The sequence below is a fragment of the Sulfitobacter sp. KMM 9851 genome, assembly GCF_057178245.1.
Map to the genome: position 1 here is coordinate 846,473 of NZ_CM169991.1, position 22,193 is coordinate 868,665.

Below are 22,193 nucleotides of genomic sequence, written 5' to 3' on the forward strand. Positions count from 1 at the left end.
AGACCTGAACGTAGGGTCAAATCAATAGACCCTGCTGCCATGCAGCGAAATGGGATGATGGGAGGGGGCAAACTGGCCTTAAAACCAGTTTGCCCCGGTTCCCGTCAGCGTTCCTTTACATAGGGTTCGCCGCCGGCGCGTGGTGGTATCGCCTTGCCAACGAAGCCTGCGAGAATCACCACGGTCATCAGGTAGGGCAGCGCGCTCAGCAATTGTCCCTGCACTTTGATACCCATGACCGCCTGGATGACATCTGGCCGGGTTTCCAGCGCGCCGAACAAACCAAAGAGCAGCGTTGCCCAAAGCGCGTACCAAGGACGCCATTTCGCAAATATCAGGGCCGCCAGGGCGATAAAGCCGCGTCCGGCAGACATGTCCTTTACGAAACCCGCCTGTAAGGCGGTGCTGAGGTAGGCGCCCGCGATTCCGCAGAGCACACCGCAGATTGCCACGGCAGCGTAGCGCAGGCCGACGACAGACACGCCTGCGGTATCGACTGCGGCGGGGTTTTCACCCACGGCACGCAGGCGCAGACCAAAGCGGGTGCGAAACAACAGCCACCACGTGAACGGCACAGCGGCGAAGGCCACGTAGACAAGGATGGAATGGCCTGAGATCAGTTCAGCATAAAGGGGGCCGATGAAGGGAACATCGGCAATGGCATTTGCGCCCGGCAGGGTCAGCGGCTCGAACCGCGCGCCGCCAAACAAGGAAGGGGTGCGCCCGCCCTGGGCAAACCAGTCTTGTGCGATCAACACGGTCATGCCGGCGGCCAGAAAATTGATTGCCACGCCCGAGATCAGTTGATTGCCGCGAAAGGTGATCGAAGCAACTCCGTGAAGCGCGCTCAGCGCCAGCGAGGCCCCGATGCCTGCGGCAAGGCCAAGCCATACCGATCCGGTGATTGACGCAAGGGCTGCTGAGAAGAACGCCGCCGCCAGCATCTTGCCCTCTAGGCCGATGTCAAAAATTCCTGCACGTTCGGAATAAAGCCCTGCCAGGCAGGCCAGCAAAAGCGGTGTTGCCAGACGCACGGTACTGTCGAGCAGTTGGATAAGGGTAAGATAATCCATCAGTTTGCAGGCTCCGCCGGGTTGCGTTTGGGCTTGGGCGGGCCGGGGCGGCGCCACATCAGGAACAATCGTTCCAGCGGCATCCGCACCATGTTATCAAGCGCCCCTGTGAACAGGATCACTAACGCCTGAATGACCACAATCAGCTCTCGTGGAATTGACGTCCAGAGGGCCAGTTCTGCCCCGCCCTGGTAGAGAAAGCCGAACAGCAGGGCGGCGATGAACACGCCCAAGGGGTGACTACGCCCCATCAGGGCCACTGCGATGCCGATGAAACCGGCCCCTTCGGTGGCGTTCAAGACCAGTCGTTCGCTTTCGCCCATGACGTTGTTGATCGCCATCATGCCCGCCAGCGCGCCCGAAATGATCATCGCGATCATTGTAATGCGCACTGGTGAGATACCTGCGTATCTCGCGGCTGGTTCGGAATGGCCGTAGGCGCGGATCTCGTACCCGAGTCGGGTGCGCCAGATCAGCAACCACAGCAGGACACAGGCCGCCACGGCCACCAAAAGAGAGATATTTGCCGGGGCGGATTTGGAGAAATTGATGCCAATGGGAGCCAGCATCTCGTGCAGGCTGGGCAGGTGGGTCGCGTCGGGGAAACGCGCGCTGGCCGGGTCCATGCTGCCCTTGGGACGCATCAGGTTGACCAACACGTAGTTCAGCAGGGCGGCGGCGATGAAGTTGAACATGATCGTCGTGATCACCACGTGGCTGCCGCGTTTGACCTGCAACCAACCGGGTACCGCGGCCCAGACTGCCCCAAATAGTCCCGCCATTGCCATCGCGCCGATCAGCGCCAGCGACCAATGTGGCCACGGAATATACAGCACCGCCAGTGCAACGCCCAAGCCGCCGAGCATCGCCTGACCTTCGCCACCGATGTTGAACAGACGCGCGTGAAAAGCGATGGAAACCGCCAGACCGGTAAAGATGAAATTGGTTGCGTAATACAGGGTATAGCCCCAGCCATAGGTCGACCCCAGCGCGCCTTTGACCATCATGTTCACGGCGGCAATTGGGTCTTCGCCGATGGCAAGGATCACCAGCGCCGAAATAAATGCGGCGAGCAAGAGCGATATCAGTGGCACGAGGATCACCTCGGCCCATTTTGGCATCACGTCCATGTCAGGCCCCCTTTTCGCTGGCTTTGGCACGGGCAAGATTTGCCTCTACCTCTGCCACGCTGTGTTCGGTGTCCGTGTCGGTGATACCCGCCATCAACAGCCCCAGTTCTTTTTCGTCGGTCTGATCGGGCAGGCGTTCGCCCATGATGCGCCCGTCAAACATGACCGCAATGCGGTCGGACAGGGCGAGGATTTCTTCAAGCTCGACCGATACCAGCAGGATCGCCTTGCCTTGATCGCGCAGCGCGACGATTTGCTGGTGGATAAATTCAATGGCGCCGATGTCAACGCCACGGGTGGGTTGACCGACCAACAGCAGGTCAGGGTTACGCTCAATCTCGCGGGCCAGCACGATCTTCTGCTGGTTGCCGCCAGAAAAGTTCTTGGCCGCCAGGCTGGGGTCAGGGGGGCGTACGTCGAAACGCTCCATCTTGGCCACAGTGTCGGCGCGGATGGCCGCGTTGTCCATCAGCACGCCGTTTTGATAATTAGGGTCATCATGGTAGCCGAAAGCCGTGTTTTCCCAAGCGTGGAAATCCATGATCAGCCCTTCGCGCTGGCGGTCTTCGGGCACATGGGCCACGCCGCGCGCCCGGCGCGAACGCCCGTCGGAGTATTTGCCAGTGAGGTCCAGTTCCTGACCGTTCAGGGTGACCGTTCCGGTACCGTCCTCATAGCCGCCCAATACCTCAAGCAGTTCGGATTGGCCGTTGCCGGCAACCCCCGCCAGCCCCAGCACCTCACCCGCGCGTACCTGTAGATCGACGCCGCGCAGGCGCTCGACGCCCTTGTCATCAACCACGCGCAGCCCTTTGACATCCAGCACCACTTCGCCGGGGGTGGCTGGTTTTTTATCCACCCGTAACAAGACCTTACGGCCTACCATTAATTCTGCCAGTTCGGCGGGCGATGTGTCTTCGGTCTTGACAGTGGCGGTCATTTCGCCGCGCCGCATGACGGATACGGTGTCGGTGATCTCCATGATCTCGCGCAGCTTGTGGGTGATCAGGATGATGGTTTTCCCCTCAGAGCGCAGACGCCCGAGAATACGGAACAGTTGGTCGGCCTCTGCCGGGGTCAGCACCCCGGTGGGTTCGTCCAAAATAAGGATGTCGGCCTGTCGATACAGCGCCTTCAGAATCTCTACGCGCTGCTGCATCCCCACGCCGATGTCCTGCACAAGCGCGTCGGGTTCGACGTTCAGCCCGTAATCTGCGGCCAGTTCGACCAGTGACTTGCGCGCTTTCGCCAGGGAGGGTTTCAACAGGCGGCCATCTTCGGCGCCCAGAATGATATTTTCCAGAACCGTAAAGTTTTCGACCAGCTTGAAGTGTTGGAACACCATGCCGATGCCCGCCGCGATGGCCGCCTGGCTGTCGGGGATGTCTGTCTTTTGGCCGGCGATAAAAATCGTGCCTTTGTCTGCTTTGTAAAAGCCGTAGAGGATCGACATCAAGGTCGACTTACCCGCCCCATTTTCGCCGATGATGCCGTGGATCGTGCCAGGCATGACCCGGATCGAGATGTCCTTGTTGGCCTGCACCGGTCCAAACGCCTTTGAAATGCCCTTCAGCTCAATGGCCGGAAAGGCATCGGGGGCGGCAGTTGCCTGCCGCCCCTTATGGTCATCTGCCGTCACGCTTAGAAGTCCAGTGCGGGGCAGCTGTCGTTGGCGTAATAGGAGACCACCTCAATTTCGCCGTTAATGATCTTTTGACGCGCTTCTTCAATCGCCGTTTTCATCTCTTCGGTGACTAGATCTGCGTTGTTTTCGTCAAGTGCTACGCCCACACCGTCGTCGGCCAGGCCCAAGGTCACGACGGTGCCGGTCTCAAGCTCTTCGCCTGCCTTCATGGCATTATACACGGCCACATCGACGCGCTTCAGCATGGATGTCAGAACCTTGCCCGGGTGCAGGTGGTTCTGGTTGCTGTCCACGCCGATCGAAAGGATGTTTTCATCGGCGGCTGTTTGCAGCACGCCCACGCCGGTCCCGCCTGCGGCAGCAAAGACAACATCAGCGCCTTGACTGATCTGCGCCTTGGTGATTTCGGAACCCTTGACCGGGTCGTTCCACGCGGCAGGGGTGGTGCCTGTCATGTTGGCGATGATCTTGGCGTCAGGGTTCACTGCCTTGACGCCCTGCGCGTAGCCACAGCCAAAGTGACGGATCAGCGGCACGTCCATGCCGCCGACAAAACCGACGGTGCCGGTCTTGGAGGCCATCGCGGCCATCATGCCAACGAGGTAGGAGCCTTCATGCTCGGCAAAGCTGATCTGGCGGACGTTCGGAATGTCGAGCCAGCTGACGTCGATGACGGCAAATTTTGTGTCCGGGTAATCAGGAGCGACGGTGGACAGCGGATCGGCCATGGCAAAGCCCATGGTGATGATCGGGTTTGCGCCTGACTCGGCAAAGCGGCGCAGCGCCTGTTCACGCTGAGCTTCGGACTGCATTTCGATTTCGGCAAAGGTGCCGCCGGTTTCTTCGGCCCAACGTGTCGCACCGTTAAAGGCAGCTTCGTTAAAGCTTTTGTCGAATTTGCCGCCAAGGTCAAAGATCAGGGCGGGCTCGGCCAGCGCGGCACCTGCCGTCAGGGCCAGGCCAGCGGCTGCGCCGAGGAATTTGGTCATAAGGGTCATTAGATGTCTCCCAGTGTTGATATGTCGGATGGTCGGGCGCAGGGGCCCGCCGAACCGGCGTTGATTGGATCAGATGATCAGATGTAATTTAGGGCGCAGGCGGGGGGGAGGGTCAACCGCTTTCTGTTGCCGGGGGGGCTTATTGACGTGGCTGACCATGGGTCAAGTCACGCCGCAGGATCAGCGCATCGACTGCCGGACCGGATGTGCGCGCGTAATATGCCTTGCGTGTGGCGATGCGGTCAAAGCCCATTTGAGCGTAAAGCGCGATGGCAGGGGCGTTATCTGCTGCCACCTCAAGAAAAGCGCTGTCGGCGTCCTGGGGCCGGGTTGAGAGCCAGTGCTGCATCAGGCCACGCGCGATGCCCTGCCGCTGGTGCGCGGGGTCGACGGCGATGGTCAGCAGCTCTGATTCTCGTGCAACGGTGCGGGTCAGGGCAAAACCATGGTCGACTGCAATGCGCAGCACCAGGGGGCTGTCCATCAGGCTGGCAAATTCGGCGGCCTGCCACGGCCGATCAAGGGTGAAAGCAGCGGCATGCAGCCGCGCCATGTCTTGTGGGGTCACGGCAGCAGCACCGGTGCGGCGTCGCGCGCGGGCGCCGCGTCGGCCGGGCGCAGGTAGAGCGGTTTCGGGCGCGGCGGGTGGCTGGCGTAGCGCGCCGCCGTGAGGTAGCAAATCGCGTCGGCCACCGGATGGGCCGGGGCGCGGCCATGCGCGCCGATGAGCGGACCATCAAAGGCGGGCAGTGCCGCGATATCACAAAGTGACGGCGTTGAAATGCCAGGATTATCAAATCCTTGCAGGAATATTTGGTCGCGCCGCGCGTCCACGGCGCAGGCACAAGGGCCGGTCTGGCCAAACCGGAGGGCATCAAAGTTTGAGACGCCGACCGCGGGCACGCCAAGCCCCAACGCCAGTCCACGCGCCGCCGACACGGCAATGCGGATGCCGGTGAAATTTCCCGGCCCGATGCCCACACCAATCGCCGTCAGCGCGTCATATCCAACCCCTGCTTCAGCCAGCACGTCGGCGCATAGGCCCATCAGACGTTCCGCCTGTCCTTTTGCCATCGGCTCGACCACGCTGTGCAAAATCTTGTCACCCGACAGCAAAGCGGCCGCGCAATGCGCGGCCGATGTGTCAAAGGCAAGGATCAACGGCCCATTGCCCGATATATCAGGCAACCGGGCGCACCTCGGTCACTTCGGGGATGTAGTGGCGCAGCAGGTTTTCGATACCCATTTTAAGCGTCAGCGTAGACGAGGGGCAGCCAGCGCAGGCGCCCTGCATATGCAGGTACACGATCCCGCGGTCGAACCCGTGGAATGTGATGTCGCCACCATCCTGAGCCACGGCGGGACGTACGCGGCTGTCCAGCAACTCTTTGATCTGGCCGACAATCTCACCATCTTCGCCGTCATGCGCGGCGTGGCCCGAACTGGGCTGGTGGTCGGTTGCCATTACCGCATCGCCGGATTGGAAATGTTCCATGATCGCGCCCAGCAGGGCGGGTTTCACGTGATCCCACTCGACCGCGTCCTGTTTGGTGACGGTAACAAAATCGGCGCCAAAGAACACGCCGGTAACCCCTTCGACGGCAAAAAGGCGGGTCGCCAAGGGCGAGGTCGCGGCGGTGTCGGACGTCGGGAAATCGGCTGTGCCGACCTCAAGCACGGTCTGACCGGGCAGGAATTTCAGAGTAGCTGGATTCGGGGTGGATTCGGTCTGGATGAACATGGCGTTTACCTCGCTTGGCGCTATAAAGGATATGCGGGTCCGGGACCGCCAAGTCAAGGTTTGGAATGATTCTAAGTCTGAGTGCGCGTGAAACGGCGCAGGTCTAGCGGGTGCAAAAATACCGCTTAGCAGAACCTAAACCGCCACGTAATAATGCGCCATTGATGCATGAGTCGCCGGGCCGGAAACCCGCACCGACTGCGCTGCATCCTTCCACGGAGACAGGAATGGATATTCTACTTGGGGTCGGCACATTGGCTGTGACCGCCCTGATTTTTGCTTGGGGTTTTGCGGCGCATCGCCGTCCAACGCCCGCCCGCTGGACCCGTATGGCGGGCGGCAGCATGTTGTTTTGCGTTGCAATGACACTGGCGCTCCCTATCGGAATTGGCTTTTTGATCAAAGCCGTGGCGACTCCGTCCGCGCAACTGATGGGCTTGGGCCTGGCGCCTGCCGCGGTGGTTGCTGCACTTGTCGCGCTGGCAATTCTTGGGGTGCCGATGATGCTGCGCTCGGTGCGTGCAGGCCAAGTTGCTCAAGTGGTCACAGTGCCAGACGCCGGGGGCGCCACCCCCGCCTGAGCGCGGCCTTTGGCAGAACCAACTACAATCGACGATACCGATCCTTTGCAGTTGTCGCGCAGATGCGGCGCGGGTGCTGCAAGAGACCGGTGTTCAATTGTCGATAACGCGCTCAGGTTATCGCTTCCAGACGTTCTTTGCTCAGGTCGCCAGGAACGATGGTGATCGGCACGGGCAGCGAACCTGCTGCGCGGGATAGCTGTGTCACCAACGGACCGGGGCCCTTCTTGCTGTCGCCACTCGCCCCCAGCACCAATACGCCAATTTCCGGGTCGTCGGCGATCTGCTGAATGATCTCATCGGTTGGCACACCCTCGCGGATCACCAATTCCGGGTCGACACCCTGTTTGTCGCGCATCCATTTGGCAAAGACCTCAAAATGCACTTCGATCCGTTCACGGGCCTCGGCGCGCATGATGTCACCAACGCCGATCCAGTGGTTGAACTCGTCCGGCGGGATCACTGACAGGACGGCCACGCCCCCGCCTGTGCGGGCTGCCCGCAGCGCGGCAAAGCGCATTGCGTTGAGACATTCTGTGCTGTCATCCAGCACCACCAGAAATTTCCGCATCCGAATACTCCTTGGCCCATGGGCCTGCGCGCGATCATGGCGCGGCGCCGGGCGGCTTGCAATTTCTTTTGGCAGAGGCGGTGCGCGCCCTAGCTGCGTTCGGACGCCGCCCAGTCCCAATACATTTCGCGCACCCGGCGCGTCACCGGATTGCCGTTGTCCCCAATGGCATACTTGGTGTCGTCAAAGGCGCTGACCGGGGTGACCTTCATCATATTGCCCGACAGAAAGACCTCATCGGCGGCATGAAAATCGTCAAAGCTCAGCACTGCTTCGTGCACCTTCATACCATCCGCGCGCATGTTGATCATGTGGCGCGCGCGCGTGATGCCGGCCAGAAACGTGCCGTTGGGGATCGGCGTAAAAACTTCTCCGTCTTTGACCATGAACACGTTGGCCGACGCGCTTTCGGCCACGTTGCCCATGGCATCGGCCACCAGCGCATTGCCAAACCCCTTACTGCGGGCCTCGACCATCATCCGGGCATTGTTTGGATAAAGGCAGCCCGCCTTGGCGTTGACCACGTTGTCTTCTAGCACCGGACGGCGAAAGCGGGTGCGAGTCAGGGTGGTGGCGGCCTCTGGCGGGGCCATCGGAATCGCCTCAAGGCTGATGGCAAAGCCGGTGGCCCCAGCCAGCGGCACGATACCCAGTTCATCCCCTGCCAGCGCCCAATACATCGGACGGATATAAACGGCCTGATCGCGGCCATAGCTCTGCAGCCCGTCGCGGACCATTGCTACCATGTCTTGGGTTTCGACAGTGGGCGTGATCATCAGCGCGCGGGCAGAGCGGTTGATCCGGGCGCAATGCGCCTCAAGGTCGGGGGCCAGGCCGTCAAACAGACGCGCCCCGTCAAACACGGTGGTGCCCAGCCAGGCGCCGTGATCGGCAGCCTTGATGGTGGGCAGATCGCCGTCATGCCATGCGCCATTGAAATAGGTTTTGATGTCGGTGCCAGTGGCCATGTCTGCGGTCCTTAGGTGTTGCTGCGGTATATGCCTTCGGGCAGGTTCAGCGCCGCCGTCAGATCACTAAGCTGGGCAGGCGACAGGGTGATCTTGACCACATTGTCGGTGCGCGCGTCCCATTGTTCAAAGGTGATCTGCCCGGCAAAAGCCTGCACGATGACATCCTCGCGCAAGGGCGCGTTGGATTCGTCGATCAGGGTGATGACAGTGGCGTCGAATTCGTGCTCGATGGTAAACATATTCGCACATTAGGCTTTCGGCGGAAGAGCGCAAGACCAGCCGTCAAACTGGCGTGATCGGGGTGGCACCCCCAGACAGGCGTGCTAAAACAAGCTCTACAAACGCTTGGGGAAGGAATTGCCGAGATGTTGAGAAATACCCTGTGCGCGATGGGGGCGGCCGTTCTTTTGTCGGCTTGCGAGGTGGTGACGATGGTCCCTGGCCCGCTGCCAACCAATCCGGCGCAGCCCAACAGCGCCCAAGTGTCAGCAAGTGCTGCCGCGCGCAGCTTTGTGCGGGTGGTTCAAACGTTGGAGCCGGTGGCCGAACGCGAGTGTCGCAACCGTACAACCGGCGTGAACTGTGATTTCAATATTGTGGTGGACGACCGTCCCGGCCAACCTGCCAACGCGTTTCAAACCCTCGACAAACAGGGGCGTCCTATTGTCGCCTTTACGCTGGCCCTGATCGCGGATGCCCGCAACGAAGACGAACTTGCCTTTGTTATGGGCCATGAGGCTGCGCATCATATTGCGGGACACATCGGGCGACAGCAGCAAAACGCGGTTGCAGGGGCGGTGGTCGCCGGGGCGGCAGCGGTATTGCTGGGGGGCAGCACACAGACAATCGAGGCGGCACAGCGCACGGGGGCCGAAGTTGGCGCGCGGCGTTACTCCAAGGATTTCGAGCTTGAGGCGGATGCGCTGGGCACAATAATCACTGCGCGTGCGGGTTATGACCCTTTGCGCGGGGCAGAATTTTTCACGCGCATCCCTGATCCGGGTGATAAATTTCTGGGCACGCACCCACCCAACACCCAACGGCTTGAGACGGTTCGCCGAACGGCGGCGGGGCTGTAGCGCCGCGCGTCTGGATCAGATAAGATGCAGGGTATTGTACCCACATAGGATTTGACCATGCGTTCATTTGTAATCCCCGGCCGCCGTGCCATTCTGGCGGGCCTGGTCGCCCTTTGCCTGCCTCTGGTTGCGATGGCGCAGCAGGCTGATATCAGCGGCAGCTATCTGGCTGAGGGGCGCAATCCCGATGGGTCCGCCTATCAAGGGGTGGCGCAGATCGCCGAGCGCGATGGATCGGTGCAGATTGACTGGACGGTGGGCGGTCAGAACTATTCGGGCAGCGGCGTGCGCGACGGGCTGGTTGTTGTGGTCAACTGGGGCGAAAGCGCGCCGGTGGTCTATGTCGTCATGGCCAACGGGGATCTGCATGGTACATGGAACAACGGCACCGCGTTGGAACGGTTGTCCCGGCGCTGATGAGGCTGCGTAAACTAGGCAAGGTGCTGAGCGATCGGGGGTCGAAATATGCGGTTTCGGGCTGTCTGGTATCGGACCGGGCAGAGGTCGACGCGGCGCTGAAGCAGCTCAAGCGCGAAAAATCTTACGCCAAAGCGACCCATAACACCTGGGCGGTGCTGCTGTCAGAGGGCGGCGCGCTGAAGGGCGATGACGGGGAGGCCGGGGCCGGGATGGTGATCGTCCGGATGCTCGAGCGGGAAGAGCTTGAGGATCATCTGGTCATCGTTACCCGATGGTTCGGGGGCAAACATCTGGGTGGGGATCGGTTCCGCCATGTGCAGAGCTGCGTGCGCGCCTATCTTGATGCGATTTAGACGCTGATGGCGATGGCGGCGAAAAAGCAGACCGTGGCGGCCAGCACAAATACATGCCAGATCGCGTTTTGATAGCGCATGCCGGGGTGGGCATAAATAAGTGTCCCCAGCGAGTATGTCAGACCGCCTGCCGCCACCAGCGCCAGTGCGACACCGGGCAGCTTGTGCCACATCGGATAAATCAGCAGCAACGACAGCCACCCCATCCCAAGATAAAGCGCCAGAGATCCGCGCCCATCGGTCCGCCAAAACCAAAGTTTGGCCACCGCACCAATGACCGCAAGCGCCCAGATCACGCCAAGAATTCCGTAGGCAAAACCCGAACCGATGACCATGACGAGGGGCGTGTAGGTGCCTGCGATCTTGAAATAAATTGCGGCATGGTCGATGCGGCCCAGCAGAGCGCGGCTGCGGTCGAAGGGCAGCAGATGATAGATTGCTGACGCGGTGAAGGACAGCAGGATTGAACTGGCATAGATCGCGGTCGCGGTCAGCGCAGCCTCTTGACCGGCGGCGTGCATGATCAGCATGACGCTGGCAGGAATGGCAAACAGCAGCCCGGCGATATGCACCGTGCCATCAGCAAGTGTTTCAGCAGTGGAGGTTGGATAGGCCATGACGCTAGATTAGCAGAGCGGAGTTAACCCATCATCTCTGACCTGACGTCAGGCAGTTATCCTAGCGCGGTTTATTGCCGTCGATCCAGCGCGACATCAGGGTCTTGTCGCGGAAACATTCCTGCGGCACATCGCGGCGTTTCAGTCGGGCGATCCGTTCGGCAAAGGCGACTTGTTTCGACGATGGATAATTGGCAAAGGGCCCATCCATCGGGCGCGGTTTATGCGCGTCAATCCATGCCGAAAGCGCCGCACGATCCTGGCCGATATCCTTGGGCAACTTCTGCCCGGACTTAAGCGCCAGCGATTGCGCATACTGCATTTGTTTTTCGGTCGCGGGCAGGGATGTGTCCCCACGCGCAGGCCGCGCCCCCTGTTCGGGAGAGAAGATGCCGGGAAACTGAGGCTGAAAAGACATGATGCCATTCCTTGTTCTACTGTGTTCCACATATAGAACATAAAGGGAACATTTACAAGTCCTACAGCGTCCCCCGATGCTCTATGGGGTATATGTAGTGGTGCGGCGGCATCTTTCCACCATATGAGCGGTTTTGTGCATGGGGCAGGCGGGCTCGTCGTGGTGCTCTGGGGGCAGTGCCCGCCACGAGGCCGAGGTAATAGTTGAGGCTAGAAAGGAAACTGCCAGAGGGGCTCGGGGCTTAGGTGGGATCAGGCCAAGCGTGCAGTCGTTAGGTTGCCTTACCAAATTATGATAAGGGGAAGCGACGGGGGTGAATTTTGCACACTCGGGATGACACGCTTGGATAGGATATTTTATGATTGGGTTTGAATTAAAGGCATTTGGATCAAACGGGTTCAAAGCCAGCAGCGGCGCCTGGACCGAGGGCGACATGACATCGTTGAAATTCGCGGCCTCTTTGCCCAAGTTGAACCCCGCATCGTCGGGCAAGGGCAGCCGCAGCATGATTTCTCAAGTGGAGGCAAGTTTTGGAAAAATCCGCGCGGCTTTGGTCCGCCAGATTTGCACGCCGGGGTTTTCCTTTGGGGTGGTGATGACGCGCAACATCAAGATGAAGTACTACTTTGATGTGTCCAAGACCGCCGAACAGACCCAAAGCGAGTTCATGGGGGCACTTGCCGGAGCAAAGGGGGCGATCGGGGATCAGGTGATGATCCACCTTTGCCGAATGATCATGGATTTCATCATGCACGACCTGACCAACCCCGGGCCGCATTTCATAACGATCGACGTGGATCTTTAGGTTAGCGCACCAGCCGCCCCCAAAGATCGTATTCGCCGGCTTCTTCGACTTCGACAGCTACAATGTCGCCTACGGACAGGTTTTTGAAATCTTCGTCGATGAACAGGTTGCCGTCAATTTCGGGCGCGTCGGCCTTGGTGCGGCAGGTGGCGGCATCGTCGTCGATTTCATCCACGATCACGTCGATGACTTTTCCCACCTTGGCGGCGAGCTTCGCTTCGGAAATCGCTTGGGCCTTGGCCATGAAACGGTCCCAGCGGTCTTGCTTGACTGCTGCATCGACGTGATCGGGCAGCGCATTTGAGCGCGCCCCGGCGACGTTTTCGTATTGGAAACAACCCACACGGTCCAATTGTGCCTCGTCAAGCCAATCCAACAGAGTCTGGAATTCGGCCTCAGTTTCGCCCGGATAGCCAACGATGAAGGTTGAGCGCAGGGTGATATCGGGGCAGGCGGCGCGCCATGCGGTGATTTCATCCAGCGTTTTGGCCGCCGCCGCCGGGCGTGCCATGCGTTTGAGCACATCAGGGTGGGCATGTTGGAACGGGATGTCGAGGTAGGGCAACACCATGCCGCCCGCCTGCGACATCTGATCCATCAGCGGGATCAGGTTGCGCACGTGTGGGTAGGGATAGACGTAATGCAGCCGCACCCATGCACCAAGCGTGCCCAGATCGCGGGCCAGATCGGTGATATGGGCCCGGTGGCCGCGGTCTTCGGCGTGTTTGATGTCAACGCCGTAGGCTGAGGTATCCTGTGAGATCACCAGCAGTTCCTTGACGCCTCCCGCGACCAGCCTTTCGGCCTCGCGCACTACGGCGTGGGCGGGGCGCGACTGCAGGCGGCCGCGCATGTCGGGGATGATGCAGAACTTGCACTTGTGGTTGCAGCCCTCGGAAATCTTTAGATAACTGTAGTGGCGCGGGGTCAGGCTGACCTGCTGGGTTGGCAGAAGGTCAATAAAGGGGTCCGGGCTGGGTGGCACGGCGCTGTGAACGGCGTCGAGCACCTGTTCGTATTGGTGTGGCCCGGTGACGGCGAGGATTTTGGGGTGATGTTCGCGGATGTAGTCCGGTTCTGCCCCCAGACAGCCTGTTACAATCACGCGGCCGTTTTCCGCCAATGCCTCGCCGATGGCGTCCAGGCTTTCCGCTTTGGCCGAATCAAGAAAACCACAGGTATTGACGATGACGGCGTCAGCACCGGCGTAATCTGGCGACACGCCATAGCCTTCGGCGCGCAGGCGCGTGAGGATTCTTTCGCTGTCCACCAATGCTTTGGGGCAACCAAGGCTGACCATGCCGATTGTCGGCTGGCCCGGGCGGGGGCGGTCGCCGATTTTTGCGGCTGGGGCAAGGTCGGGGCGCAGATTGGGTGGGTTTGTGCTCATGACTTGGGCTATAAGCCATGCAACAAAGCGGGGGAAGAGCCACCGCGCAGGAGGAGACAGGCATGAAATGGATTTTTCGGGGAATCGGGATACTGGGGCTGATCATTTTGATCGCTGCGGGGTCTTTGATGCTGTTGCCGGCGGATCGGATTGCGCGGATTGCCAGCGATCAGCTGCGCAAGGTGACCGGGCGCGATGTGACGATTTCTGGCGATGTGAAGATGACCTTTTGGCCGGTCTTGGGTGTCACCGCAGGCGGGCTTGAGGTTGGCAATGCCGATTGGGCAGATGAAGGCGCGATGCTGACGGCGGCCAATGCGGCGATTGGGGTTGATGCCGGTGCCTTGCTGCGCGGTGAAATCCGCATCACCAACATCGAGGCACAAAGCCCGGTAATCCGGCTTGAGCAGCGCCGTGACGGCCGCGCCAGCTGGCAGTTTACCGACAGCGCGAGTGGCGCACAGATCGAAACCGAAACCACTCCGGCCCGTGCCGCCCGCCCGGTGACGATCCAAAAGCTGACGGTACGTGATGCGACGCTGATTTATGACGCCGAAGGTGCCGATCTAGTGTCGTACCAAGGCGTTGATCTGGCGCTGGACTGGCCTGAACATACAGGTGCTGCGGATATCGTTGCCAGCCTCAGCCCCGCCGGGTCGCGGGTGACGCTGACAAGCAAGGTTGAACGGTTTGACCGGTTCCTTGCCGGTGACGTGCAGCCGCTGCGCCTGCGGCTTGAGGCCAAGGGGGGCGGGCTGACTGTCACCGGGCGCGGATCGCTGAAAGGGGCGGTGGCAGGTGATTTGTGGCTAAAGACCAGCGATACCGGGGCATTTCTGGCGGCGTTGGGCGCGGGTGTCATTGACGTGCCTCAAGGGTTGGGGCGTAAGGCGGATATCAAGGCGCAGGTAACTCTGACGCCCGACCGCCGACTGGCCCTGCGTGAATTGGTCGCTGATCTGGGCGGCAATAGCTTGCGGGGTGGGGCCGATGTCACGCTCAATGGGACGCCGCAGGTCAACGCGCAGTTCACGGCGGGCGCGTTGGATTTGTCAGGCGTGACGGGGGCCAACGCGGGCGCATCGGGAGGTGCCGCTGCCACAGCCGGGTGGTCAAAGACCCCGATTGATGCAAGCGGTCTGGCTGCATTCAACGGTGATATCGCGTTGACAGCGGACAGTATTGACCTGGGCGGTCTTACGTTGGGGGCCTCGCGCGTGGTCCTGCGCAATGACCGGTCGCGGATGGTGTTCGATCTACGCGAGATGCAAGCCTACGGTGGACGGTTCGTGGGTGAGTTCGTGATGAACAACCGAGGTGGTCTGTCGGTGGGCGGCAAGCTACAGGCGCTGGGGGTCGAGATGCAGCCGTTGTTGCGCGATACGGCCGGGCTGACCCGGTTTTCCGGCAAGGGAGACGCCGAGTTGTCATTCCTTGGTGCCGGGCAGTCCATTGACGCAATCATCAAATCCCTCAAGGGGGACGGCGCGGTCAAGATCGGGCGTGGCACAATCGAGGGCATCGACCTCGACGCGCTGCTGGGGTCGGTTGACGTAAAGGGCGGCAGCACGGTGTTCGACTCGTTGGGCGCGAATTTCACCATTCAGGACGGTATCCTGCGAAACGACGACTTGCTGATGTTGCTGCCCAATTTCAATGCCACCGGCAAGGGACTGGTTAATCTTGGCGCGCAGACCATTGACTATACGGTAACGCCCAAGGCGCTGCGGGTGAATGTGTCTCGTGGGGGGCTGGCTGTGCCAGTGCGCATTGTCGGCCCCTGGGCCGACCCGGCAATCAAGCCCGATTTGAAAGCGGCGCTTGATCTGAACTTTGCCGAAGAGAAAAAGCGTGCGGAAGATCGGGTGCGGCAAAAGCTGCAAGAGGAGCTGAACATCGCGCCGGGTGATACCCGATCGACCGAAGAAGTCGTACGGGACGAATTGGAGGATCGCCTGAAGCGCGAGTTGTTCAAGCTGCTGGAGTAGCCGGGGCGTTTGGCGTCGGCGATGACCCGCGTCGTCGGCGCCAGATAAAACTCATGGTGGCGGAGGCGGGCGGGCTGCGATAAAGCTGACGGAATATTTCAGGAGACCCCCAATGGCCAACGATCTTTTCAACTCTTTCATGAACGGCCCCGACGAAAACGGGCGCTTTGGCGATTTTGGTGGGCGGTTTGTCTCGGAAACGCTGATGCCGCTGATCCTTGAACTGCAAGAGCAGTATGAACGCGCCAAGACGGACGATAGTTTCTGGGCCGAGATGCATGATCTGTGGACCCACTATGTAGGGCGACCCAGCCCGCTGTATTTTGCTGAGCGGCTGACCGATCATCTGGGCGGGGCCAAGGTTTACCTCAAGCGGGACGAGCTGAACCACACGGGCGCGCATAAAATCAACAATGTGCTGGGTCAGATCATTCTGGCGCGGCGCATGGGCAAGAAACGTATCATTGCGGAAACCGGGGCGGGCCAGCACGGCGTTGCGACGGCGACCGTCTGTGCCAAGTTCGGCCTGAAATGTGTGGTCTACATGGGCGCGCATGATGTGGAGCGTCAGGCCCCCAATGTGTTCCGCATGCGTCTGCTGGGCGCCGAGGTTGTGCCGGTTACGTCGGGCCGTGGCACGCTGAAGGACGCGATGAACGATGCGCTGCGCGACTGGGTGACCAATGTGCGTGATACCTTCTATTGCATCGGCACAGTTGCCGGGCCGCACCCCTATCCGGCGATGGTCCGCGATTTCCAAAGCATCATCGGCAAGGAAGTGCGCGAGCAGATGCAGGCCGCCGAAGGCCGTCTGCCCGATACGTTGATCGCCGCCATCGGTGGTGGGTCCAACGCGATGGGGTTGTTTCATCCGTTCCTCGACGACACATCGGTCAACATCATCGGGGTCGAGGCCGGCGGTAAGGGTGTGAACGCCAAGATGGAGCATTGTGCCTCCCTCACCGGTGGGCGGCCCGGCGTGTTGCATGGCAACCGGACCTATCTGTTGCAGGATGACGATGGCCAGATTCTGGAGGGGTTCTCGATCTCGGCGGGGCTGGATTATCCGGGCATCGGGCCAGAACATGCCTGGCTGCATGAGATCGGTCGTGCGAAATATGTCTCCATCACCGATGTAGAGGCGCTGGAGGCGTTTCAGCTGTCTTGCGCGCTTGAAGGTATCATTCCAGCGCTGGAACCGTCACACGCGCTGGCGCATGTCATGAAGATTGCACCGACGCTGCCCAAAGATCACCTGATCTGCATGAACATGTGTGGGCGGGGCGACAAGGACATCTTTACCGTGGCGCGCGCGCTGGGGTTCGAGATGGGCGAGTTTGCCTGACGGAGCCGATCAAGGGGGGCTTTGCCCCCCGGTGGCGCTGCGCGCCTCCGCCCCCCAAGGGTATTTTTGACCCGGAAAAGTAACAGAGTGCCTGACTGTCAGCCGCCGCAGATGCTTTGCAGGCGCAGCCAGTCGGCGTCTGACAGCAGGGGCGCAGTCAGGCGGCCATTCATCGGATCACCTTCGATCAGGGGCAGTGTGGTTTCGCCGGTGATGTCGCGCGCATAGGCATAGGGCGTGCTGCGCAACTCTGCCTTGTCAAAGCGGGCGAGCTGCTTTTGCAGGTTGGGTGTGGCACGTGGGCGGGTAAGCAATTGTTCGGCGTAGGCATCAAGGGCTGCGGGTGCGACATCACCGGTGGTCAGCAGACGGAAGTTTTCCCGCAGGCCCACCCCTTCGAGCAGGGCGCGCAACGGATCATAGGCGGCGCGCATGACATCTTCTGTCAGGGCATAGCCGGCGGCGACATCGGGTTCTTCATAATCTTCGATGACACTGCGATTTAACACGGTCACCCGGCCGGGCAGGTGCAGACTGGGCATCGTCATGGCAGGCAGGATCACCAGCCGCCCGGCCTCAAGCCTTGTCGCCAAGCGGTTGAGTGCGGCGGTGCCGCTGGTGCTGGCGCAGGTCGTTCCTGATACCCGTTCGACCCGTTTGAGCAATGCCGCCCCCAGTGAGGCGCGTTTGACGTTTGGCACGACCTTTAATGTGTGGTCGCGCAAGGCATCGGGCAGCCAGAACACGGTCAATGCCGTGACCGCCGCCGCCGAGGCCAGTAACCCCAACCAGCGCAAACGACCGGGCCGCGGGCGGCCCCTGTTGACGGCGTGGCGCAGTTTTTCGATGGCCTCGACCATCTGCACTTCGTCCTCGGGCAGTTCCAGGGTTTCGCCGGGGTCGCCGTCGGGAAAATATACTGCGGGCCGCTGGCCTGCGTTTGCCCGTTCCACCGCCGCCAGCGACCAATGGGTCAGCGCCTGATCCTTTAGGTCGCTGATCACCAGCGTTGCATCGCCAATGGATACAATAACCTCGCGCCGCTGCGCATCCGGCGTCGCACGCCACAGGCCCGTCGCTTCGAGGCGGGCATATTTTTTCAAGGCGGTCATGAAGTCTGCTGCGGGGCCCAGTTGGTTTTCTGTAGTCTAGCACGCAGGCCGGGATCGGCAATGGCGCGTTACATAATAGAGGGTATGATCGAGATCAGTTTGCGATGGTGCAATCGCACGACAAGGGCTGTGGCATCGGCGGTGTCGATGGGGCCGGTATTGGGGCCAAGCAGTGCGCAGTCGCCCTGTCGCAGGTCGCTGTCGGCCAGTGCCAAAGTGCCGCTGACGCAGATCACAGCGATTACATCGGCCCCCCCGGCGGCAATTGTCGCGCCATCTGCCAAAATGCTGACTGTGCCGGTACAAAGCAGAGGGTCAAAAATCAGGTTCAGATCTTCCAGCGGGCCCTGGGTCAGCGTCGCCTTGATCGGCGTGGCCCCGTCGAACGTCACCGGTACCAGTCGTGGCGCGTGCATAGCGGTATCTGGGCTGTGTAGAACCATCCCGTTACCGCGGATCACTGTCAGAATCCTTTGGTATCCGCTGAAATCTGAAAACGCGCCGTCCTGTGCAACTTCGGCCATGCTTAATCGCCATGCCATGCGGCCAGTGTGGTCACCGCGCGCGATTTCGCGCGTGACACCGCCGCCGTTTTTCCAGACGCTGGCGGGCAGGTCGCGGTAGCGCAATATGTGCATGGTCACAGCAGGGCGGCCTGTTTGCGCAGCTCATATTTCTGGATTTTCCCGGTCGAGGTTTTGGGCAATTCGCAGAACACCACCACCTTGGGTGTCTTGAACCCGGCGAGGGCGGCGCGCGCGAAGGTAATGAGCGCGGTAGCGTCTTCTGTCGCCCCCGGTTTCAGTTCCACAAAGGCACAAGGCACCTCGCCCCATTTGTCATCCGGCTTGGCGACTACGGCGGCGAGGTTTACATCCGGGTGGGCCATCAGCACACCTTCGATCTCGACGCTGGAGATGTTTTCGCCGCCGGAGATAATGATATCCTTGGCGCGGTCTGCGATCTGGATATAGCCGTCGGGGTGTTGCACTGCGATGTCGCCGGAGTGAAAGTAACCGCCCGCAAAGGCCGCGTGGGTTGCGTCAGGATTTTTCAGGTAGCCTTTCATCACCGAATTGCCGCGGATCATGATTTCGCCCAACGTCTTGCCATCCATTGGAGTCTGGCTCAGGTTCGCATCGGTCACGGTGATGTCGTCCATCATCGGCATCGCGACCCCCTGGCGGGCCTTGATATTGGCGCGATCGGCTTCGGTCAGCGCGTCCCATTCGCCCGCTTGCCAGAGGCATTCTGTGACGTGGCCGTAGGTTTCTGTAAGCCCGTAGACCTGGGTCACGTTGAAGCCAAGCTTTTCGATCTTGGACAGGGTTGCGGGTGCGGGGGGCGCGCCGGCGGTGAAAACCTCAACCAGATGATCAAAGGTGCGGCGATCGCTTGCCGGAGCGTTCACCAGCATGTTGAGCACGATCGGCGCGCCGCCGAAATGGGTGACGCCGTGATCGGCGATCGCGTTGTAGATAGCCGAGGCTGTGACATCGCGGCAGCAAACCAACGTGCCGCCGATCAACGGCATCATCCAAGTGTGGTTCCAACCGTTGCAGTGGAACAGCGGCACGATCTGCATGAACACCGGATGCAGCACCATGCGCCAGCTGACCACGGTGCCCATGGTCATGAGGTATGCACCGCGATGGTGGTAGACCACGCCCTTGGGCCGCCCGGTGGTGCCGGAGGTATAGTTGAGCGCGAGGCTTTCCCATTCGTCTTGGGGCATGAACCAGTCAAAGCTGGGATCGGCTTGCGCCAACCGATCTTCGTACGCGGGGTGGCGGCCGGTGGCGGGATATCCGGCGGCAGGGTCGGGGACTTCGATGATCTGCGGGGCGGGACCGTCCATTGCGGCGCAGGCGGCTTCGGCAAGGTCGAGGAACTGCGTGTCGACCAGCAGCACTTTTGCGCCGCCGTGTTCAAGGATATAGGCGACGGTGCCGGGTTCCAGCCGCACATTGATGGTGTTCAGCACGGCCCCGCAGGCGGGAACGCCAAAGTGTGCTTCGGCTTGGGCGGGCAGGTTCGGGATGAGGGTGGCGACGACATCCCCCGGCACCACGCCCATGCCAGCAAGGGCCGAGGCCAGACGCGTGCAACGGTCGTGATATTGCGCATAGGTGACGCGGTGATCGCCGTAGATGACGGCGGTATGCTTGGCAAAGACCTGTGCCGCGCGGCGCAGGTGAGACAGCGGCGTGAGGGGCACAAAATTGGCGGTGCATTTGTCCAACCCGGTTTCGTCACTCATCCAGCCCATGCAACCCTCCCCTGATGCGAAAACTTTAGGGGTTGAGTATTGCGGCGATGGCATGACTTTGGGAAGAGGGTGATGGTAAAAAGAGGTGGTAAGTGGAGAGTAACAGTATGAAATCCGGCCTGGCGGCTGTTTTTGTGGTCGCGGGGATGGCGACTTTGGGGCTGACGGACAACTTTGTGCCTTTCATCACCGAACGCGGATCGCTTTGGCAGTTTCACATGCTGCGTGGGATTATGGCCGTGGCGATATTGGCCGTGATTGCGGCGCTGGGATTGGGCATATTGCGACCCCGGCGGGTTTTGGCAGTGGTGGGGCGCAGCCTGTTTCAGTCGGGGGCGATGCTGATCTACTTTGGCTGTCTGGCGTTTATGCCGATTGGCGTGGTGGTGGCGGGGTTGTTCACCTCGCCACTTTTCGTATTGCTGATTTCCGTTATTTTTCAAGGTAAACGCGTCGGGCGCTGGCGTTGGGCGGCGGTGGCCGTGGGGTTTGTGGGCGCGGTGCTGGTGATCCGCCCGGACCCTGCGGCGCTGGACCCGGTGGCGTTTTTGCCTGTTTTGGCCGGGGTGTTCTACGCCATTGGGGCTGTTGCCACACGGGCGTGGTGCGAAGGCGAAAGCACGGTGACGCTGACGGCGGGGTTCTTTGGGATGTTGGCGGTGATGGGGGCTATTGGGGTGTTGATCATGCCGGCGACCGGGCCTGCGGGGCCAGAGGGGTTTGTCGCGCGCGGCTGGGCCCCGCTGGACGGTGCGATGTGGTTCTGGATCACGGTGCAGGCGGTGGGATCGTTGATCGGGATCGGGTTTCTGGTGCGGGGCTATCAGATTGGGGAGGCGGGCCAGGTGGCGGTGTTTGAATATTCGCTGCTGGTGTTTGCCAGTTTCTGGGCCTGGGCACTGTGGGGGCAAACCATTGGCCCGCTGGCCTTTTTTGGTATGGGGCTGATTGCCTTGGCCGGAACCATCATCGCGCTGCGAAGTGATGAACCCGTGCCGCTGCGCGCACCGGGGGCGGCGGAATGATCCTCAGCCGAGGCCGTCGCTATGCCTTTGTGCATATTCCCAAAACCGGCGGTACGTCACTGGCGTTGGCGCTGGAGGCGCGGGCGATGAAGGACGACATCATGCTGGGCGACACGCCCAAGGCGCTGAAAAGGCGGCGGCGGTACAAGAACGTGCAGGCGGCAGGGCGGCTATGGAAACACGCAACGCTCGCAGATGTGGACGGGCTGATCAGCACAGCAGACCTGGCGGGCATGTTTACCTTCACGATGGTACGCAACCCCTGGGATCGCGCGGTGAGCTATTATTACTGGCTGCGGGGGCAAGATTTCGATCATCCCGCTGTCACCTTGGCCAAAGCGCTGACGTTTGACAGTTTTCTGACCACGCCGGAAACCCGCGCCAGTCTGCGTGACTGGCCAGCGCGACGGTATATGACCGATATCAACGGCGAGGAACGCTGTAGCGCTTATATCCGGCTGGAGTATTTTGCCACCGATGCGGCACCTCTGTTTGATCATCTGGGGTTTGAACTGACCCTGTCGCGCAGCAATGCGTCTGAGCGCGCGGCGGGGTATCGCGACTATTATACCCCAATTTTGCGCAATATCGTGGCTGAAGACTGTGCCGAAGACATTGCGCGATTCGCGTATCAGTTCGAATAAGGCGTCATCGTTAACCGA

Annotated in this window: 25 protein-coding genes; 9 read left to right on the plus strand and 16 right to left on the minus strand. The window is 60.8% G+C overall.

The features are described 5' to 3' along the window. Window positions 1-104: 104 nt before the first annotated feature. The 7 genes from AC1965_RS04170 to AC1965_RS04200 all read right to left on the minus strand — a co-directional run bounded on the left by AC1965_RS04170 (window position 105) and on the right by AC1965_RS04200 (window position 6,587). Window positions 105-1,073 (minus strand): ABC transporter permease, encoded by a 969-nt coding sequence (locus AC1965_RS04170; RefSeq protein ID WP_483886035.1) that lies wholly within the window; start codon window positions 1,071-1,073, stop codon window positions 105-107. Further along, window positions 1,073-2,203, minus strand: coding sequence for an ABC transporter permease (locus AC1965_RS04175; protein WP_483886036.1), 1,131 nt, complete (start codon window positions 2,201-2,203; stop codon window positions 1,073-1,075). Before AC1965_RS04175 ends, AC1965_RS04170 begins: the two co-directional genes overlap by 1 nt. Window position 2,204: 1 nt before the next feature. Then, complete coding sequence (locus AC1965_RS04180; protein ID WP_483886037.1) at window positions 2,205-3,842, minus strand: ABC transporter ATP-binding protein; 1,638 nt, start codon at window positions 3,840-3,842, stop codon at window positions 2,205-2,207. A 2-nt stretch (window positions 3,843-3,844) separates the two neighbouring features. Beyond that, window positions 3,845-4,846: a BMP family lipoprotein gene (locus AC1965_RS04185; protein WP_483886038.1), complete on the minus strand. Its 1,002-nt coding sequence runs from the start codon at window positions 4,844-4,846 to the stop codon at window positions 3,845-3,847. Window positions 4,847-4,985: 139 nt separating this feature from the next. Next, complete coding sequence (locus AC1965_RS04190) at window positions 4,986-5,414, minus strand: GNAT family N-acetyltransferase (protein ID WP_483886039.1); 429 nt, start codon at window positions 5,412-5,414, stop codon at window positions 4,986-4,988. After that, the gene (tsaB, locus tag AC1965_RS04195; protein WP_483886040.1) at window positions 5,411-6,034 is read right to left on the minus strand and encodes a tRNA (adenosine(37)-N6)-threonylcarbamoyltransferase complex dimerization subunit type 1 TsaB; all 624 of its coding nucleotides are present in this window, start codon (window positions 6,032-6,034) and stop codon (window positions 5,411-5,413) included. The genes AC1965_RS04190 and tsaB overlap by 4 nt, the downstream gene beginning before the upstream one ends. Beyond that, a complete protein-coding gene (locus AC1965_RS04200; protein ID WP_483886041.1) occupies window positions 6,027-6,587 on the minus strand; it encodes a NifU family protein in 561 nt (186 codons plus the stop codon). The genes tsaB and AC1965_RS04200 overlap by 8 nt, the downstream gene beginning before the upstream one ends. A 227-nt stretch (window positions 6,588-6,814) precedes the next feature. Between AC1965_RS04200 and AC1965_RS04205 the strand changes: the two genes are divergently transcribed. Continuing rightward, complete coding sequence (locus tag AC1965_RS04205; RefSeq protein ID WP_483886042.1) at window positions 6,815-7,168, plus strand: hypothetical protein; 354 nt, start codon at window positions 6,815-6,817, stop codon at window positions 7,166-7,168. A gap of 112 nt (window positions 7,169-7,280) precedes the next feature. Here the strand turns inward: AC1965_RS04205 and AC1965_RS04210 are convergent, their stop codons facing one another. The 3 genes from AC1965_RS04210 to AC1965_RS04220 all read right to left on the minus strand — a co-directional run bounded on the left by AC1965_RS04210 (window position 7,281) and on the right by AC1965_RS04220 (window position 8,949). After that, window positions 7,281-7,739: a universal stress protein gene (locus tag AC1965_RS04210; RefSeq protein WP_483886043.1), complete on the minus strand. Its 459-nt coding sequence runs from the start codon at window positions 7,737-7,739 to the stop codon at window positions 7,281-7,283. A gap of 89 nt (window positions 7,740-7,828) precedes the next feature. Further along, the gene (locus AC1965_RS04215) at window positions 7,829-8,707 is read right to left on the minus strand and encodes a branched-chain amino acid aminotransferase (protein WP_483886044.1); all 879 of its coding nucleotides are present in this window, start codon (window positions 8,705-8,707) and stop codon (window positions 7,829-7,831) included. Window positions 8,708-8,718: 11 nt separating this feature from the next. Then, window positions 8,719-8,949: a hypothetical protein gene (locus AC1965_RS04220; protein ID WP_483886045.1), complete on the minus strand. Its 231-nt coding sequence runs from the start codon at window positions 8,947-8,949 to the stop codon at window positions 8,719-8,721. Between the two features lie 126 nt (window positions 8,950-9,075). Here AC1965_RS04220 and AC1965_RS04225 point away from each other — a divergent pair, with 126 nt between their 5' ends. The 3 genes from AC1965_RS04225 to AC1965_RS04235 are packed head-to-tail and all read left to right on the plus strand — an operon-like array spanning window position 9,076 to window position 10,562. After that, window positions 9,076-9,789, plus strand: coding sequence for a M48 family metallopeptidase (locus tag AC1965_RS04225; protein WP_483886046.1), 714 nt, complete (start codon window positions 9,076-9,078; stop codon window positions 9,787-9,789). Window positions 9,790-9,846: 57 nt separating this feature from the next. Further along, on the plus strand, window positions 9,847-10,206 hold the full coding sequence (gene lfb1 / locus AC1965_RS04230; RefSeq protein WP_483886047.1) for an LIC10280 family protein: 360 nt from the start codon (window positions 9,847-9,849) through the stop codon (window positions 10,204-10,206). After that, entirely contained in the window at window positions 10,206-10,562 is a 357-nt protein-coding gene (locus AC1965_RS04235) for a YigZ family protein (protein ID WP_483886048.1), read from the plus strand. The genes lfb1 and AC1965_RS04235 overlap by 1 nt, the downstream gene beginning before the upstream one ends. Here the strand turns inward: AC1965_RS04235 and trhA are convergent. Together trhA and AC1965_RS04245 are read right to left on the minus strand one after the other, a co-directional pair. Next, window positions 10,559-11,179: a PAQR family membrane homeostasis protein TrhA gene (trhA, locus tag AC1965_RS04240; protein WP_483886049.1), complete on the minus strand. Its 621-nt coding sequence runs from the start codon at window positions 11,177-11,179 to the stop codon at window positions 10,559-10,561. The two genes, AC1965_RS04235 and trhA, sit on opposite strands and share 4 nt — an antisense overlap. Window positions 11,180-11,240: 61 nt before the next feature. Next, window positions 11,241-11,501, minus strand: a complete 261-nt coding sequence (locus AC1965_RS04245; RefSeq protein WP_483886980.1) for a hypothetical protein — start codon at window positions 11,499-11,501, stop codon at window positions 11,241-11,243. Between the two features lie 454 nt (window positions 11,502-11,955). Here AC1965_RS04245 and AC1965_RS04250 point away from each other — a divergent pair, with 454 nt between their 5' ends. Continuing rightward, complete coding sequence (locus AC1965_RS04250; RefSeq protein WP_483886050.1) at window positions 11,956-12,402, plus strand: hypothetical protein; 447 nt, start codon at window positions 11,956-11,958, stop codon at window positions 12,400-12,402. 1 nt (window position 12,403) lies between these two features. Here AC1965_RS04250 and rimO read toward each other — a convergent pair whose 3' ends face one another. After that, window positions 12,404-13,792, minus strand: coding sequence for a 30S ribosomal protein S12 methylthiotransferase RimO (gene rimO, locus AC1965_RS04255; RefSeq protein ID WP_483886051.1), 1,389 nt, complete (start codon window positions 13,790-13,792; stop codon window positions 12,404-12,406). Between the two features lie 62 nt (window positions 13,793-13,854). On the opposite strand from rimO, the gene AC1965_RS04260 reads away from it, so the two are divergent. Together AC1965_RS04260 and trpB are read left to right on the plus strand one after the other, a co-directional pair. Next, window positions 13,855-15,780 (plus strand): AsmA family protein, encoded by a 1,926-nt coding sequence (locus AC1965_RS04260; RefSeq protein ID WP_483886052.1) that lies wholly within the window; start codon window positions 13,855-13,857, stop codon window positions 15,778-15,780. Window positions 15,781-15,892: 112 nt separating this feature from the next. After that, window positions 15,893-17,125, plus strand: coding sequence for a tryptophan synthase subunit beta (trpB, locus tag AC1965_RS04265; RefSeq protein WP_483886053.1), 1,233 nt, complete (start codon window positions 15,893-15,895; stop codon window positions 17,123-17,125). Window positions 17,126-17,223: 98 nt separating this feature from the next. Here the strand turns inward: trpB and AC1965_RS04270 are convergent, their stop codons facing one another. The 3 genes from AC1965_RS04270 to AC1965_RS04280 all read right to left on the minus strand — a co-directional run bounded on the left by AC1965_RS04270 (window position 17,224) and on the right by AC1965_RS04280 (window position 20,506). After that, a complete protein-coding gene (locus AC1965_RS04270; RefSeq protein WP_483886054.1) occupies window positions 17,224-18,237 on the minus strand; it encodes a hypothetical protein in 1,014 nt (337 codons plus the stop codon). A 68-nt stretch (window positions 18,238-18,305) separates the two neighbouring features. Further along, the gene (locus AC1965_RS04275) at window positions 18,306-18,875 is read right to left on the minus strand and encodes a HutD/Ves family protein (RefSeq protein WP_483886055.1); all 570 of its coding nucleotides are present in this window, start codon (window positions 18,873-18,875) and stop codon (window positions 18,306-18,308) included. 2 nt (window positions 18,876-18,877) lie between these two features. Continuing rightward, window positions 18,878-20,506: an AMP-binding protein gene (locus AC1965_RS04280; protein ID WP_483886056.1), complete on the minus strand. Its 1,629-nt coding sequence runs from the start codon at window positions 20,504-20,506 to the stop codon at window positions 18,878-18,880. Between the two features lie 107 nt (window positions 20,507-20,613). Between AC1965_RS04280 and AC1965_RS04285 the strand changes: the two genes are divergently transcribed. After that, window positions 20,614-21,531, plus strand: coding sequence for a DMT family transporter (locus AC1965_RS04285; RefSeq protein WP_483886057.1), 918 nt, complete (start codon window positions 20,614-20,616; stop codon window positions 21,529-21,531). Beyond that, complete coding sequence (locus AC1965_RS04290) at window positions 21,528-22,175, plus strand: sulfotransferase family 2 domain-containing protein (protein WP_483886058.1); 648 nt, start codon at window positions 21,528-21,530, stop codon at window positions 22,173-22,175. Before AC1965_RS04285 ends, AC1965_RS04290 begins: the two co-directional genes overlap by 4 nt. Window positions 22,176-22,193 lie beyond the last annotated feature (18 nt).

Excerpts from the sequence above, each read along its gene's own strand:
- AC1965_RS04275 (WP_483886055.1), bottom strand. The coding sequence starts at position 18,875 with ATGCACATATTGCGCTACCGCGACCTGCCCGCCAGCGTCTGGAAAAAC.
- AC1965_RS04245 (WP_483886980.1), bottom strand. The coding sequence starts at position 11,501 with ATGCAGTATGCGCAATCGCTGGCGCTTAAGTCCGGGCAGAAGTTGCCC.
- AC1965_RS04220 (WP_483886045.1), bottom strand. The coding sequence starts at position 8,949 with ATGTTTACCATCGAGCACGAATTCGACGCCACTGTCATCACCCTGATC.
- AC1965_RS04285 (WP_483886057.1), top strand. The coding sequence starts at position 20,614 with ATGAAATCCGGCCTGGCGGCTGTTTTTGTGGTCGCGGGGATGGCGACT.
- AC1965_RS04200 (WP_483886041.1), bottom strand. The coding sequence starts at position 6,587 with ATGTTCATCCAGACCGAATCCACCCCGAATCCAGCTACTCTGAAATTC.
- AC1965_RS04290 (WP_483886058.1), top strand. The coding sequence starts at position 21,528 with ATGATCCTCAGCCGAGGCCGTCGCTATGCCTTTGTGCATATTCCCAAA.
- rimO (WP_483886051.1), bottom strand. The coding sequence starts at position 13,792 with ATGAGCACAAACCCACCCAATCTGCGCCCCGACCTTGCCCCAGCCGCA.
- AC1965_RS04250 (WP_483886050.1), top strand. The coding sequence starts at position 11,956 with ATGATTGGGTTTGAATTAAAGGCATTTGGATCAAACGGGTTCAAAGCC.
- AC1965_RS04205 (WP_483886042.1), top strand. The coding sequence starts at position 6,815 with ATGGATATTCTACTTGGGGTCGGCACATTGGCTGTGACCGCCCTGATT.
- AC1965_RS04170 (WP_483886035.1), bottom strand. The coding sequence starts at position 1,073 with ATGGATTATCTTACCCTTATCCAACTGCTCGACAGTACCGTGCGTCTG.
- lfb1 (WP_483886047.1), top strand. The coding sequence starts at position 9,847 with ATGCGTTCATTTGTAATCCCCGGCCGCCGTGCCATTCTGGCGGGCCTG.
- AC1965_RS04280 (WP_483886056.1), bottom strand. The coding sequence starts at position 20,506 with ATGGGCTGGATGAGTGACGAAACCGGGTTGGACAAATGCACCGCCAAT.
- AC1965_RS04210 (WP_483886043.1), bottom strand. The coding sequence starts at position 7,739 with ATGCGGAAATTTCTGGTGGTGCTGGATGACAGCACAGAATGTCTCAAC.
- AC1965_RS04185 (WP_483886038.1), bottom strand. The coding sequence starts at position 4,846 with ATGACCCTTATGACCAAATTCCTCGGCGCAGCCGCTGGCCTGGCCCTG.
- AC1965_RS04215 (WP_483886044.1), bottom strand. The coding sequence starts at position 8,707 with ATGGCCACTGGCACCGACATCAAAACCTATTTCAATGGCGCATGGCAT.
- trhA (WP_483886049.1), bottom strand. The coding sequence starts at position 11,179 with ATGGCCTATCCAACCTCCACTGCTGAAACACTTGCTGATGGCACGGTG.
- trpB (WP_483886053.1), top strand. The coding sequence starts at position 15,893 with ATGGCCAACGATCTTTTCAACTCTTTCATGAACGGCCCCGACGAAAAC.
- AC1965_RS04225 (WP_483886046.1), top strand. The coding sequence starts at position 9,076 with ATGTTGAGAAATACCCTGTGCGCGATGGGGGCGGCCGTTCTTTTGTCG.
- AC1965_RS04270 (WP_483886054.1), bottom strand. The coding sequence starts at position 18,237 with ATGACCGCCTTGAAAAAATATGCCCGCCTCGAAGCGACGGGCCTGTGG.
- AC1965_RS04260 (WP_483886052.1), top strand. The coding sequence starts at position 13,855 with ATGAAATGGATTTTTCGGGGAATCGGGATACTGGGGCTGATCATTTTG.
- AC1965_RS04235 (WP_483886048.1), top strand. The coding sequence starts at position 10,206 with ATGAGGCTGCGTAAACTAGGCAAGGTGCTGAGCGATCGGGGGTCGAAA.
- AC1965_RS04175 (WP_483886036.1), bottom strand. The coding sequence starts at position 2,203 with ATGGACGTGATGCCAAAATGGGCCGAGGTGATCCTCGTGCCACTGATA.